General features: G+C 69.9%; 12 protein-coding genes and 1 pseudogene. 8 read left to right on the top strand and 5 right to left on the bottom strand.

The features are described from left to right. Nucleotides 1–45: 45 nt before the first annotated feature. A complete protein-coding gene (locus tag OHS58_RS03695; protein ID WP_328647128.1) occupies nucleotides 46–1,482 on the top strand; it encodes a DNA-binding protein in 1,437 nt (478 codons plus the stop codon). A gap of 49 nt (nucleotides 1,483–1,531) precedes the next feature. Beyond that, entirely contained in the window at nucleotides 1,532–1,729 is a 198-nt protein-coding gene (locus OHS58_RS03700) for a hypothetical protein (RefSeq protein WP_328647129.1), read from the top strand. A gap of 160 nt (nucleotides 1,730–1,889) precedes the next feature. Here OHS58_RS03700 and OHS58_RS48670 read toward each other — a convergent pair. Continuing rightward, a pseudogene (locus OHS58_RS48670) lies at nucleotides 1,890–2,141 on the bottom strand (hypothetical protein); the annotation flags it as partial. Nucleotides 2,142–2,181: 40 nt separating this feature from the next. Between OHS58_RS48670 and OHS58_RS03705 the strand changes: the two are divergent. Further along, a complete protein-coding gene (locus OHS58_RS03705; protein ID WP_326951297.1) occupies nucleotides 2,182–2,325 on the top strand; it encodes a hypothetical protein in 144 nt (47 codons plus the stop codon). A gap of 32 nt (nucleotides 2,326–2,357) precedes the next feature. Beyond that, nucleotides 2,358–2,837, top strand: a complete 480-nt coding sequence (locus OHS58_RS03710; protein ID WP_328647130.1) for a pyridoxamine 5'-phosphate oxidase family protein — start codon at nucleotides 2,358–2,360, stop codon at nucleotides 2,835–2,837. A 64-nt stretch (nucleotides 2,838–2,901) separates the two neighbouring features. On the opposite strand, the gene OHS58_RS03715 is transcribed toward OHS58_RS03710, so the two are convergent. Continuing rightward, nucleotides 2,902–4,029, bottom strand: coding sequence for a glutathione-independent formaldehyde dehydrogenase (locus tag OHS58_RS03715; protein ID WP_328647131.1), 1,128 nt, complete (start codon nucleotides 4,027–4,029; stop codon nucleotides 2,902–2,904). Between the two features lie 481 nt (nucleotides 4,030–4,510). Here OHS58_RS03715 and OHS58_RS03720 point away from each other — a divergent pair, with 481 nt between their 5' ends. After that, nucleotides 4,511–5,197 carry an HU family DNA-binding protein gene (locus tag OHS58_RS03720; protein ID WP_328647132.1) on the top strand — a complete coding sequence of 229 codons (687 nt, stop codon included), beginning with the start codon at nucleotides 4,511–4,513 and terminating at the stop codon, nucleotides 5,195–5,197. 486 nt (nucleotides 5,198–5,683) lie between these two features. Here OHS58_RS03720 and OHS58_RS03725 read toward each other — a convergent pair whose 3' ends face one another. Beyond that, nucleotides 5,684–7,396 (bottom strand): nSTAND1 domain-containing NTPase, encoded by a 1,713-nt coding sequence (locus tag OHS58_RS03725; protein WP_328647133.1) that lies wholly within the window; start codon nucleotides 7,394–7,396, stop codon nucleotides 5,684–5,686. Then, nucleotides 7,383–7,541 (bottom strand): hypothetical protein, encoded by a 159-nt coding sequence (locus OHS58_RS03730; protein ID WP_328647134.1) that lies wholly within the window; start codon nucleotides 7,539–7,541, stop codon nucleotides 7,383–7,385. Before OHS58_RS03730 ends, OHS58_RS03725 begins: the two co-directional genes overlap by 14 nt. Before the next feature lie 93 nt (nucleotides 7,542–7,634). Between OHS58_RS03730 and OHS58_RS03735 the strand changes: the two genes are divergently transcribed. From OHS58_RS03735 to OHS58_RS03745, 3 genes are read left to right on the top strand one after another with little or no spacing between them, the layout of a single operon-like run. After that, on the top strand, nucleotides 7,635–8,378 hold the full coding sequence (locus OHS58_RS03735; protein WP_328647135.1) for an NUDIX hydrolase: 744 nt from the start codon (nucleotides 7,635–7,637) through the stop codon (nucleotides 8,376–8,378). Next, the gene (locus tag OHS58_RS03740; RefSeq protein WP_328647136.1) at nucleotides 8,375–9,157 is read left to right on the top strand and encodes a 5'-methylthioadenosine/S-adenosylhomocysteine nucleosidase family protein; all 783 of its coding nucleotides are present in this window, start codon (nucleotides 8,375–8,377) and stop codon (nucleotides 9,155–9,157) included. The genes OHS58_RS03735 and OHS58_RS03740 overlap by 4 nt, the downstream gene beginning before the upstream one ends. A 16-nt stretch (nucleotides 9,158–9,173) precedes the next feature. Then, nucleotides 9,174–12,503 carry a tetratricopeptide repeat protein gene (locus OHS58_RS03745; RefSeq protein WP_328647137.1) on the top strand — a complete coding sequence of 1,110 codons (3,330 nt, stop codon included), beginning with the start codon at nucleotides 9,174–9,176 and terminating at the stop codon, nucleotides 12,501–12,503. Nucleotides 12,504–12,632: 129 nt separating this feature from the next. Here OHS58_RS03745 and OHS58_RS03750 read toward each other — a convergent pair whose 3' ends face one another. Continuing rightward, entirely contained in the window at nucleotides 12,633–13,100 is a 468-nt protein-coding gene (locus OHS58_RS03750) for a hypothetical protein (RefSeq protein ID WP_328647138.1), read from the bottom strand. Nucleotides 13,101–13,177 lie beyond the last annotated feature (77 nt).

The raw sequence follows: 13,177 nt of genomic DNA on the forward strand, positions 1-13,177 counted from the left end.
GTGGACAAGTCGTGAGACCCTTCGCCCGGCGACAAGGAGGTCGCGATGACCGGGACAGTGCCGCCACTGGTGATCGCACCGAGCCGGCCCGGGTCCGCCGGCTCCCTGATGGCCACCTCGTCGGCGAAGGAAGTGGCCCGGGCGTGGGAGGACTTCGCCGGGGGCGAAAACATCGAAACGGGCGTCCGGCCCGAGATCCTCGCCTCGTGGTACCGGTGCCGGGATCGCTACGACGTGGACCGCGCGCTGGACGTCGCGCCGGAGGCCCGGGGCGACGAGGGCCGGCGGAGCGACACCGGCGTGATCTTCACCGCGCTCGGCGGCCTCGGTGCGCTGGCCGGCCGGGAAGTGGAGCGTGACGGCGCCGTCGTCACCGTGACGGACGGGGACGGGCGCGTCCTCGGTGCCTGGGGCGACCCCACCGCGCAGCGGCGCGCCGAACTGCACAACCTCGCGCCGTGGTCGTCGTGGTCGGAGGAGTGCACCGGCACGAACGGGATGGGGACGTCGCTCGAGGTGTCCGGTCCGGTGACCGTGACGGGGCCGGAACACTGGTGCGAAGCGTTCCACCAGTGGGCGTGCGCGGGCACCTCCATCCGCGACGTGGTGACCGGTGCACCGGTCGCGTCGATCAACATCTCGCGGTGGAACGCGTCGCTGTCCGAGCGCGTGCCGCCGTGGCTGACGCAAGCGGCCGCGTTCGTGGAACAGGAGATCTACCGGCGCGCCATCTACGAAGCCGACAAGGTCGTCGCCGAGTTCACCAGGAAGTGCGCGCACGCCGGTGGTTCGTTCCTGGCGGTGGATCGCGGGGGAAACGTGCTCGCCGCGAACGCATCGGCCGTCGCGATGCTCGGGCTGACCGGCGAAGCCCGCATCGTCACGGGGGTGACCGAACCGGCGCGGCGGTGGACCCCGGACATCACGGGACTGCCGGAAGTGCTGCGGTGGGCGAAGGACCGGGCGCGGGGAAGCGCCGAGTGGAGCGGCCACGCCCGGCTGCCGGTGCGTCCCGGTGAAGAGCCCACGCCGGTGACCATGCGGTCCGTCGTCGACGCGAACCACGTGGTGGGCATGCTGTGCGCGTTCGGGGTGCAGGAGGGGGAGGCCTACGGGGGAGGCGCCGACGACGTCGTCGGACCGCTGCCCCGGTGCGTCATCGGGATGCGCAACGACCGGCTGGTCCTGCTGGCCCCGTCGGAGATCCGCTACGCCGAGGCCCAGCGGAACATCGTCTGGCTGGTCACGGAACGGGGCCGGATCCAGGCCGCGACCCGCGGCCTGGACAACGTCGAGCGGTCCCTGACGTCCTACGGATTCCGCCGGGCGCACCGCCGTTTCCTGGTGAACCTGCGCCGGGTGGCGGAAGTGGAGCGGGGCATCAAGGGAGAGCTGTTCCTGATCATGGACTCCCGGACCCACGAGCTGGTCCCCGTTTCCCGGCGCCACGCCCCGGACCTGCGGCGCATGCTGGGAGTGTGACCAGCGGGAAAGCGCTTCCAGTACCACGAGACGAAGAGGTGCCGTCCCCATGGCCGCTAACGGATGGTTCCAGCGGGAGCACAACGCGGATGCCCCGGAGCTGCCCGAACTCCGGCGCCTGACCGCACGCGAGTGGCTGCGCGGACGCCTGACGGACCACGGGCGTGCGAAAGCCGCCTGCAACGCACTGTGCGAGCACGACGAGAAGACGGCGCCGTGCTGGATCTGTTCCGTGCGGTACTGGTGAACTCCCCGGCACGGGAGACAGCGCTTTCACCGCCGGTGCCGGCGAGGTCCGGGTGCTCGGTGGCCACCAGGCCGGCGCCCGGAAGACTTATCTGTACTTCGGTCGGGGTCGAGTTGTCGCCAGAACATGACCTGCTTCCCGCCGCAGTCGGCGATGGCGCGTTGGGGAGCACGTTCAGCCCGATCAGCTCCTCGCGGATCCGCTCCGCCCACGCCGTGTGGCCGGCCTTCTCGAGCCGCTCCACCGCGTCGCCGAAGAGGAGGTCGGCCCAGCCCGTCTGCTGGAGGAACGCGTAGAGGTGCCCCCGCGCGCGTTCGATCGTCTCGAGGGCCTCGGTCACCTTGCCCACGGCACGAGTCGTGCTGCCACCCTGCTCGCTTTCTGCCCGGCGTGGGGGTGGGTGCCAAGGCACGGTGGATGAGTAAACCGGCCGAAAACGGGAAGACCCAACCATGGCTCACGACTTCAAGAAGGGCGATCGGGTCCGCTGGGACGCGGGCAACGAGAGTTCGACGGACGCCCCGCAGTTCCTGGTCCGGAGCGAAAAGACCGGGCGCACCGCCGTCCACCGGCCGGACGCTGTCCACCCGGCCTGACCACGCGACATCGTCGAGAGAGCGGAGCGGACATGAGTGCCGAAGACAACCAGATCGTCACCGATATCGCGAAGAAGGTCGGTACGGCGATGATCACCACCCATCAGGCCGACGGCAAGCTGGTGAGCAGGCCGATGACCGGTCAGCGGGTGGAGTTCGACGGGTCGGCGTGGTTCTTCGTCGCGAGAAGCGCCGACATGGTGGACGAGGTCGCCCGCGACAGCCGGGTCAACGTCGGTTACGCCGGCTCCGGTTCGTGGCTGTCGCTCAGCGGTGCCGCGTCCGTGGTGGACGACGTCGCCCGGAAGAAGGCGCTGTGGAACGAGTTCGTCGAGGCGTGGTTCCCGGGTGGTCCGGAGGACGCGGACGTCGTGCTGCTCAAGGTGGACGCGCAGTCGGCGGAGTACTGGACGACCCCCGGCGGCAAACCGCGGGCGTTGTTCGAGATGGCCAAGGCGCGGGTCACCGGGTCGGCTCCTGACCCCGGCAGCAACGAAACCGTCGATCTGTAGGATTCAAGCGAGGAAAGCCGTGACCTGCCCTGACGGGCTGGTCACGGCTTGAGTTCCTCGGCGGTCAGGGGTGCAGGACGACCTTCGTCCAGCCGTCCTCGCGCTTGTCGAAGTGCTCGTACCCTTCGGCGGCCTGGTCGAGGCTGAGCTCGTGCGACACCAGGAATCCCGGCGTGGCGATGCCTTCGGTGATCAGGTCGCGCAGCTGCGCGTTGTACTGCTTGGTGTTGCACTGGCCGGTGCCCATGGACTGGCCCTTGAAGAAGAACGTGCCGTAGTCGAACGCCAGCTTGCCCTGCTTGGCCAGCTCACCCTCGGCGCCCGGGTCCTGCGGCACGTAGACGCCGACGACGCCGATGCCACCGGTCGGCTTCACCGCGGCGACCAGCTCGTTGAGGACGATCTCCGGCTGCTCGACGCCGTCGGCGCCGTGGGCCTGGTAGCCGACCGCGTCGACGCCGCGGTCCGCGCCGCCGTCGGTGAGGTCGGTGAGCTGCTCGACGGCGTCGCCGGCGGAGCGGTCGACGGAGATCGCGCCGAGCTGCTCGGCGAGCTTGAGCCGGTCGGGCTGCTGGTCGACGACGAAGACGCGGGACGCACCCTTGATCTTGGCGGCGTGCGCGGCCATGAGCCCGACGGGCCCGGCACCGTAGACGACGATGGTCTCGCCGGGCTGCATCTTGGCGAGTTCGACGCCGTGCCAGCCGGTCGGGAAGATGTCCGAGAGCATCGTGTAGTCGAGTTCGTGCTCGGTGCCTTCGGGCAGCACGAGCGCGTTGAAGTCGGCCCACGGGACGCGCAGGTATTCGGCCTGGCCGCCGTTGTAGGGGCCCATGCTGGCGTAGCCGTACGCGGCGCCCGCGGAACCGGGGTTGGCGCGCAGGCAGAAGCCGGTCAGGCCCTTGAAGCAATTGCCGCAGGTCCCGCACGCGATGTTGAACGGCAGCGAGACGCGGTCGCCGACCTCGATCCGCTCGACGGCATCGCCGACGGACTCGACGACGCCCATGTTCTCGTGGCCGAGGACCTTGCCTTCTTCGACGTCGGTGCGGCCTTCGTACATGTGCAGGTCCGAGCCGCAGATGTTGGTCGTGGTGATCCGGACGATCGCGTCCTTGGGGTCCTCGATCCGCGCGTCCGCGACGTCCTTGACGGTGACGTCGTACGGTCCTTGGTACACCAATGCCCTCATGGGAGGCCCTCTTTCCCGATCTTGGTCGTACCCCCGGATTCCCGGGACGCCCGATCGGAAACCTCGCGGGGCTTCGGGAAGCCGGTACCGCGCCACCCTGCGCCGGCGTTCCGAGGCAGCAGACAAGGAGTCCCGCGGCGGCGACCCGCAAGCCGAGGCGAGCACGTGACTGCGTCTGCTCGGCCGCCCTCCAGGCGAGCTGGGCTCCTCTTGCCGTGGCGTAGGCCATGGCCCAGGGCCTCGCCCGCCGTGCTCTCGCGCAGCCGGACGTGTCGATTCCGGAGCTGCGGCAAGCCTTGACCTGCTCGGATTAGAACAAATGATCGACATCACGATGTCCTATATGGACGCCTCGCCGACTCTCTGCGGTGCGGCGCAACGAAGTTCGTGGTCACCAGGTTTGGAGATTCAGCCGTTCTGGTAATACTCTGTGTGACGTCGGCCAGTACGGGCCTGACGAGTTCCACTTTGGAGGACTGGAATGACGAACAAGGCCCAGCTGATCGAGGCTCTGTCGGAGCGCTTGGGTGACGACAAGAAGGTGGCTGCGCAGGCCGTTGACGGTCTGGTGGACATCATCATCCGGACGGTCAACAAGGGCGAGAAGGTGAACATCACCGGCTTCGGCGTGTTCGAGAAGCGCGCCCGCGCCGCTCGCACCGCGCGCAACCCGCGCACCGGTCAGGCCGTGAAGGTCAAGAAGACCAACGTGCCCGCCTTCCGCGCCGGCACCACCTTCAAGGACGTCATCTCCGGCACGAAGAAGCTGGCCAAGGCTGCGCCGGTGAAGCGCGCCACGGCGGCGTCCACGACGACTCGTGCGTCCGTGGCGAAGGCGTCGGCCCCGGCGAAGGCCACCAGCACGCGGGCCACCACGCCCCGCGCGGCCGCGGCCAAGCCGGCCACCGCCCGCGCGACGGCCACCCGCACGCGCGCCACCACGGCGAAGCCGGCCGCCAAGGCCACCGCGACCAAGGCGGCGACCGCCACCAAGGCCGCCCCGAAGACCGCGGCCGCCAAGGCCGCCCCGGCCAAGGCCACCGCCGCCAAGGCCACCACCACCCGGGCAAAGGCAGCGGCCAAGCCGGCCGCCACCAAGACCGCGGCGGCGAAGAAGCCCGCCGCAGCCAAGGCCCCGGCCAAGCGCACGTCGGCTGCCAAGAAGTAGGTTCGCTGATTTCGAATGCCGGAAGGGCCCCGCACACCTCGTGCGGGGCCCTTCCGCATGTCCGGGATCTTGAGTCCGAACCAGTTCTCATCGGGCCGACACCTGCTCGAGTTTCTCAGGACGTTGAGCGCGACCCGGGCATTGTGGTGCTGTTCCCATCGTTCGCCGTGGTCTTGGAGCACCAGGAGGATCTTCGTGCTACCGGCCGGGATCGGTGTCGACCGTACCGTCCGTGAGCTCGAGAGTGCGGCCGCAGTCCGCAATGCCGCCAGGACCTTCTGACCCTGCGTGGGAAGTTCGGCCAGGATCCGCTCGGCCACCTCTTCAGGAAGGTTGGACGGCGACCCGTCGGCATCTTCGGTCGAGTGTGCGTTTGCTGCCGATCGAACGGTTGCCGACACTCCGGGATTGTCTGCCCCGGTACCGGTACTCGGGCTACGCACTTGGCCGGCCACCGGTGAAGGCACAGCTGCCCCGTTCAACGGCTCATTGGTGCCGCGTGGTTCGAAACGCGAAAGGGAAGTCCACGGCCGCGAGGTCGCCGGAGGTTGAGCTGCAAGCACCGGGGTAGAGGTCGATCCCGGCCAGGAATGCGAGGACCAGCAGGGCGGCGAACGTCGCGAGGAGCCGGTCCCGGCGTCGGCCCGACGCGGGGCGGTTTTCGCAGATGGCTTCGGCGGAGATGCTGGCGTCGAGGTAGGCCTGTTCGTGGATGGTGAGCAGCCGCGGGTGCCGGGCCCATGCGCGGATGGCGGTGAGGTAGCCACCTCTCAGGAGAAGGCACGGGTCTTGGTCGTGACGTCGCCACACGGAGACCGCCTGGCTGAGTTCGCGGTGGGCGCGCAGATCTGCGGGGTCCTCGTCGAGCCACGTGGTCAGGCGCGGCCAGGCGTCGAGCAGGGTGTCGTGGGCGAGCCGGACGCCGTGCGCGTCGTGCACGAGCACCCGCGCCTGAACGAACCGTTCGATCACGTCGGCGGTGACCGGGGCTCCGTCGAGTTCGCCGGTATCGAAGGTGCGGAAGAGTGGTCGGTCACCGGGATCGACCAGCCGCCGGAACAGGTCTCTGGCGACGGCCTGCTCAGGTCGGCTGAGCGTGCTGAACACGTCTTCGGCGGCCGAGGCCATCAGGCCGCCGAACTCGCCGATGGCTTGGAAGCCGGCGAGGGTGAGGGTGGTGCCGCTGCGCCGCCGCCAGGTCAGGCGCAAGGCCAGCGACAGCCACGGCAACGCCCCGGGGTGTACGTGGGCGAGCGCGACGACGGTGGTCAGCAGCGGCGTTTCGATCATGCACCGGGCGCGCGTCGCTGGTGTGGTGATCGCCAAGCGCAGTTCGTCGGCGGTCATCGGATCGACGTGGAGCCGGGCGTGCGCGAGGACGTCGGCCAGGCCGGGAACCGCGGCACAGCGGTGTTCGAAGTCGGCGCGCACGGCGAGCACCAGCCGCAACCTGCTGTCGGCCATCGCTGTGGCGGTGAGCAGCGTGGTGACGAACTGTGCTCGCTCGTCGTCGCTGCAGAGCGTGAACAACTCCTCGAACTGATCGACGACGATCAGCAGTTCGGTCCCGGCCGGTTCGGCGCCGAGCAGTTGCTGGATCCGCCGGCGCAGGTCGTCCACGCCGGCCAGTGGATCGGTCCCGGCGGCGCAGCCGCCGACGTCCGCGAGGTGCTGTGCGCACGTGCGCAGCGGATGGGCGCCTGGGGTGAAGGAGACGATGGGACCGCTCAGTCTCGCGGCGAGCCCGGCTCGCAGGAGCGAGGTCTTTCCCGCACCTGACGGGCCGACCACGACCACGAGCCGGTCCGCCGCGACCCGGGCGGTCAGCGTGTCGAGGAGCCGGTCTCGTCCACTGAAGAATCCGGCGTGCTCGGGGGAGTAGGCGGCGAGTCCGCGATACGGAGCGGCGGTGCCGTCGGCGGCGGCCGGGGTGTTCAGTTCTGCGGCGGTCGTGCGCCAGCGACGCTCCCAGACGTCGGGGTCGCCGTCGCACGCGCGGACGTAGGCGAGGGTCACCGCCAGGCTGGGAAGCCTCCGCCCGCCTGCGGCGTCGGACAGGGTGGTGGAGGAGAAAAGCGCCCGCCGCGCCAGTTCTCGGTAAGGCGGGCTGCCGGCCTTCTCCCGCAGTGTGCGCAGATCGCCCGCGAATCCGGTCAACGCGGAATCGCCCGGCTCGAGCGGTTTCTCAGCGCGAGGCACGGGCCATCACGCTCCTGTGCGGGCCGAGCGCGGTGCCGGCGGGCGCCTGCCAGGACGCGGCGAGGCAGAACCCGCCGAACAGCCCGGCGAGGAGGAGGACCGCGGCCAGCTTCAGGGCGAGCGAGATCGGCAGGTGCACCCGCATCACTACCTCTTTTCGTCGTTTTGACACTAAGTGGGATCAGGTTAAGGCCCGACCGTGCTTTGCGTCAAGGTGACAGGAAGCTAAGCTGCGGGAGTGCCCCAGGACACGACATGGCAGATTCCGAAGGTCGCGGTCGCCGTCGACCTCGCGATCCTCACCGTGCGCGAAGATCAGCTGAACATCCTGCTGATCGAGCGGGCGGACGACCCGTACCGCGGGCAGCTCGCGCTCCCCGGCGGGTTCATCGCCTCCGAAAACGAGGACATCGACACCGCCGCGGCCCGCGAGCTGGCCGAGGAGACCGGGCTGGCGTCCGGCCGGCTGCATCTGGAACAGTTGCGCACCTACGGCAGTCCGGACCGTGATCCTCGGGGGAGGGTGGTGACCGTGTGCTATCTGGCGTTGGTGCCGGACCTGCCCATCCCGACGGCGGGCGGTGACGCGCGCGCCGCGCGCTGGGAACCGGTCCGCAACCTCGCGGGCGCGGGTGCTCCGGTCGCCTTCGACCACCGGGCGATCATCGCCGACGCGGTCGAACGGGCCCGCGGCAAACTCGAGTACACCACGCTGGCCACCGCGTTCTGCGCCGCCGAATTCACGATCACCGAACTGCGCCGGGTTTACGAGATCGTCTGGGGCTACCGCCTGGACCACCGCAACTTCAACCGCAAGATCACCGGCGTGGCCGGGTTCCTCGAGCCCACTGGCGAACGAACGGTCCGGAACGGCGGCCGGCCGGCCGCGCTCTACCGGCGTGGTCCGGCCACGGTGCTGCACCCCTCGATCCTGCGGGTGCACACCCCGAACAGCGCGGAAAGCGAGAACCCCAACCCGTGAACAGCACTTCGCGGCCCACGATCGTGGTGCTGACCGCCCTGGAAGTGGAATACAAAGCCGTTCGCGCGTTGCTGACCGAGCGCCGGGTGGAGACACACCAGTCGGGAACCCGGTTCGAAGTGGGCCGGCCGCCGCACGGCCGGGGATCGGCCGTGCTCGCGCTGACCGGCCAGGGAAACCAGGCGGCCGCCATCATCGCCGAACGGGCGATAGCCACGTTCGCGCCGCAGGCGTTGCTGTTCGTGGGGGTCGCCGGGGCATTGCACGACGATCTCGAACCCGGGGACGTCGTCGTGGCGACCAAGGTCTACGGCTACCACGGCGGCAAAGACGAGGACAGCGGCTTCCGGGCCCGCCCGCAAGCCTGGGAAATCCCCTACGAGCTCGACCAGATCGCCCGCCACGTCGCCCGCGAAGAGGACTGGGCCACACACCTTCCCGCCACCCCCGAGCACCAGCCGCCGGCGGTGCACTTCCGGCCGATCGCCGCGGGGGAGGTCGTGCTCAACTCCCGGACCACGCCGCTGGCCGAGCAGTTGCGCGCGCACTACGACGACGCGGCCGCGATCGAGATGGAGAGTGCCGGTGTGGCCAAAGCGGGTCACCTGAATCGCAGCCTGCCGGTCGTCGCCGTTCGCGGTATCAGCGACAAGGCCGATGGTCACAAGCACATCGCCGACAAAGCGGGCTGGCAGCCCATCGCGGCCGCTCACGCAGCCGCCTTCGCCTTCGCTCTCGCCGCCGAACTTCCCGCCGCAGACCACGGCAGCGGCTCCTGACGTGGGCAGGTGACCGGTGAACACGACCCCCGCACCCACCGTCGTGGTGCTGACCGCCTTGGAAGTCGAATACGCGGCTGTGCGGGCACTGCTGGGCAACCGCCGGATCACGTCCCATCCCTCGGGTACCCGGTTCGAGGTGGGTGAGCCGCCCCACGGCCGCGGAACCATCGTCCTCGCCCTCACGGGTCAGGGAAACCAGGCAGCGGCCGTCCTCACCGAGCGCGCTATCGCCACCTTCGCCCCCAGCGCGTTGGTGTTCGTCGGCATCGCGGGGGCCCTGCACGACGACATCGGCCTCGGAGACATCATCGTGGCCACGAAGGTCTACGCCTACCACGGTGGCCGGGACGAGGACGGCGGTTTCCACGCCCGGCCGCAAGCCTGGGAAATCCCGCATCAGCTTGATCAGATCGCCCGCCACGTCGCCCGCGAAGGCGAGTGGACCACGCTGTTGCGCTCTGCTCCCCAGGACTGGCCTCCGGTGCATTTCCGCCCGATCGCCGCCGGGGAGGTCGTGCTCAACTCCACCACCACGCCGCTGGCCAGGCAGCTGCGCACGAACTACGACGACGCGGCCGCGGTCGAACGGGAAAGCGCCGGCGTGGCGAAGGCCGGCCACCTCAACCGCGGCCTGCCGGTCGTGACCATCCGGGGCATCAGCGACGAAGCCGACGGCGACAAGCGCGTCACCGGCGAAGCCGGGTGGCAGCCCGTCGCGGCCGCGCGCGCGGCCGCTTTCGCCCTCGCCTTGGCCGTCGAGATCCCCGCCGCCCAGCCGGGGACCGTGACGACGGGCATGAGCTGGCCGTACCGGGTCGGCGTGGTCCCGGCCCGCGCGGACAACTTCCAGGATCGCGATCTCGCACGTGTGCTCGTCGACGTCACGGGCGAACTCCCCGGGTCCACCTCCGGCGGTCCGGCGCGGACAACCGTGCTGTCGGGCTTGGGTGGTGTCGGCAAGACGCAGCTCGCCGCGGACTACGCGGAACGGGCGTGGGCCGGCCGGGAGATCGATCTGCTGGTCTGGATCACGGCGGAGACCCGGGAGTCGATCCTGACGGCCTACGCCCAGCTGGCGAGAAGCCTCACCGGCATCGATGACGCCGATGCCGAATCGGGTGCGCGCCGCCTCCTGTCCTGGCTGGCCGCGACCCCGAAGCGATGGCTGCTGGTTCTCGACGACCTGCAGCAGCCGGCGGACCTGCACGGCCTCTGGCCACCGGAATCCGGCACGGGCAAGGTCGTGGTCACCACACGCCGTCGCGACGCCTCGCTCGTCAGCGACCGGCGGCGGATCGTCGGCGTCGACGAGTTCACCCCCGCCGAGTCTCGCGCCTACCTGGGCCGCAAGCTGGCCGGTCAGGCCCACCTGGCCGATGAGGTCGCCGAACTGGCCGGCGAGCTCGGGCACCTGCCACTGGCGTTGGCCCAAGCCGCGGTGTACCTCCTCGACCGCCAGATTCCCTGCTCGGAGTACCGCCGCAGGTTCGCGCGGCGAAAGCTGGCAGCGGTCCTGCCCGACCGCCACAGCTTGCCCGGCGACCACCAGGCGACGGTGGCGGCGACCTGGGCGCTGTCGATCGCCCACGCCGATCAGCTCGAACCTGCCGGACTGGCCGGCCCGCTGCTGCGGTTCCTGAGCGTCCTGGACCCGCACGGCATCCCCCGTGATCTGATCACCGCGCCCGCCGTCATGGACTTCCTCGGCAAAACGGCTCGGCGACGCGTGACCCCGGACAGCGCCCACGACGCGCTCGCGTGCCTGCACCGGTTGAACCTCGTCACCCTCAGCTCACAAACCCCGCATCAGGCTGTTCGTGTCCACGCACTCGTGCAGCGGGCCACCCGGGACGATCTGCGCCCGAAGTCGTTCGCCCGGATCACCAAGGTCGCCGCGGACTCACTGATGCGCGTGTGGGAAGCGAACGAGTCCGACCCGGCGTTGGACGCGGCCTTGCGGAGCAACACCTTTCACCTGCAGGCGTCCGGAGACCCGCAGCAGCTTTGGCGCTTGCGCTCTCGGGAGTTGTTCTTCCAAGCCGGGCGAAGTCTCGCAGAACACGGGCTCGCCGCCGCGGCAGTCGTCTACTTCCAGCGGCTCAGCCTCGCCACCGGCGAACGGTTCGGTGCCCACCACTTGCACACGATGATGGCCCGGTACGAACTGGCCCTGGCCCAGGGGGCATCGGGTGATCCGAAGGGCGCGGTGGCGGCCTTGAGCGCTCTGGTGACGGATCTGCACCGTTCTCGCACGCGAAAGAACCGGATGACCTTGACGGCTCGCAGCGCTTTGGCCCGGTACAAGGGGGAATCGGGGGACGTCGCCGGAGCGGTGGCGGAGTACGAGAGCTTGCTGCCGGACATGGAACGGGTGTTCGGGCCCGATCACCCCAGCACCTCGGCCACCCGTCACAACTCGGCCGTCATGCGGAGCGGGACAGGCGACGTGGCGGGAGCGGTGGCCGCGCTCGAGCGCGTAGTGATGGAGCGGCAGGACAGGCTCGGGCCGGACCATCCCGACACGCTGAGCTCCCGCAGTGCTTTGGCTGCTGCGCGGGGTGATTCGGGAGACTTCGCCGGAGCTGTGGCGGCCTACGAGAGTCTGGCGCCCGACTTGCGCCGGGCGTTCGGCCCCGATCATCCGGTGACCTTGGCCGCCCGCAGTGGTTTGGCCGACGTGCTGGGCGAGTCGGGAGACCTCGCCGGAGCGATCGCCGGATTCGAGAGCCTGGTGCAGGACCGGCACCGTGTGTTCGGTCCCGATGCACCGGAGACCCTGGAAACCCGCAGCAAGCTCGCGTGGTTGCGGGGCGCCGAGGGAGATGCGGCAGGGGCGGTGGCCGCGTACGAGAGCCTGGTGCGGGACCAGCAACGCGTGCTCGGCCCGGACAATCCCAGCGCATTTGTCACCCGGCACAACCTGGCCGCGATGCGGGGCGCGGCGGGGGACGCGGCGGGAGCGGTGGCCGTCATCGAAGAATTGCTGCCGGACTTGCATCGTGTGTTCGGGCCCGCCAGCCCGAACGTGTTGACCACCCGCCACAACCTGGCGCGCTTCCGGGGCATGGCCGGGGATCCGGCGGGTGCGGTGGCGGATCTCGAGAACCTGCTGCCGGATCTGGTCCGGGTGTTCGGGCCGGATCACCCCCACACTTTGCCGGCCTCCCACACTCTCGCCGGTTTGCGTGGGGAAACGGGAGATCTGCCGGGCGCGGTGGCGGCCCTCGAGCGTTTGCTGCCGGAGTTGCGCCGTGTCTTCGGGCCGGATCACCCCGAAACCTCGGGCTGCCTCGAAGAACTGACGCGTTTCCGGAGCGGCGGGGGAGATGCGGCAGGCCGGTGACCTGCCGGCAGACCTCGGGATCAACCCGGCGTCCGCTGCGCGAGGACGACGTGTGCCGGACCGTCCGCGTCGGCCGCGAGGAAGCCGCGGCCGACGCAGACGTGCGATCACTCGCCCGGCGGCTGTAGATCAGGGCCGGTCGTACTGCTCACAGCTGACGTAGTGGTCGGTTTCGTCGGCGAGGCAGATGATGACGTAGTGAGGACCACCGGGGATGTCCACGGGCAGGTTCCACGTGTCGCTGGAGACGTCGTTGCAGTGCAGGCTGGTGCTCCTGCGGGAACGCTCGTTGCCGTTGGCGTCGTGGGCGAACGCGTAGAGGCGGCGGCAGTAGCTGGCCTTGAGGGAGTAGTCGACGTCGACGGACCGCTGGTGCCAGCGAATGGTGCCGACCCCGTAGGTCGCGCCGTAGCGCACATCGAACTGGCTGGACGGATCGGCGGCGGTTGCCGCGGTGGCGGCCGGCGCCGCGATGACAGCCGGTGCTCCCGTGAGGACAGCAGCGGCCGCAGTGACGCCCGCAGCCGCCTTGACGCGGTGAGGCAGGCCCGTGGTCCCGGCTCGAGCAACCTGGCGAACGCCTTCGGTGAATCCCATGATGATCCTCTTTCGTAGATACGCGGCCGAGTCGATGCGCTAGGGGCACTGCCCGGCATCGCGTGTTCCTGTGATCG

This window comes from Amycolatopsis sp. NBC_00348, from assembly GCF_036114655.1.
GTDB lineage: Bacteria > Actinomycetota > Actinomycetes > Mycobacteriales > Pseudonocardiaceae > Amycolatopsis.

Excerpts from the sequence above, each read along its gene's own strand:
- OHS58_RS03700 (WP_328647129.1), top strand. The coding sequence starts at position 1,532 with ATGGCCGCTAACGGATGGTTCCAGCGGGAGCACAACGCGGATGCCCCG.
- OHS58_RS03710 (WP_328647130.1), top strand. The coding sequence starts at position 2,358 with ATGAGTGCCGAAGACAACCAGATCGTCACCGATATCGCGAAGAAGGTC.
- OHS58_RS03720 (WP_328647132.1), top strand. The coding sequence starts at position 4,511 with ATGACGAACAAGGCCCAGCTGATCGAGGCTCTGTCGGAGCGCTTGGGT.
- OHS58_RS03695 (WP_328647128.1), top strand. The coding sequence starts at position 46 with ATGACCGGGACAGTGCCGCCACTGGTGATCGCACCGAGCCGGCCCGGG.
- OHS58_RS03750 (WP_328647138.1), bottom strand. The coding sequence starts at position 13,100 with ATGGGATTCACCGAAGGCGTTCGCCAGGTTGCTCGAGCCGGGACCACG.
- OHS58_RS03715 (WP_328647131.1), bottom strand. The coding sequence starts at position 4,029 with ATGAGGGCATTGGTGTACCAAGGACCGTACGACGTCACCGTCAAGGAC.
- OHS58_RS03730 (WP_328647134.1), bottom strand. The coding sequence starts at position 7,541 with ATGCGGGTGCACCTGCCGATCTCGCTCGCCCTGAAGCTGGCCGCGGTC.
- OHS58_RS03705 (WP_326951297.1), top strand. The coding sequence starts at position 2,182 with ATGGCTCACGACTTCAAGAAGGGCGATCGGGTCCGCTGGGACGCGGGC.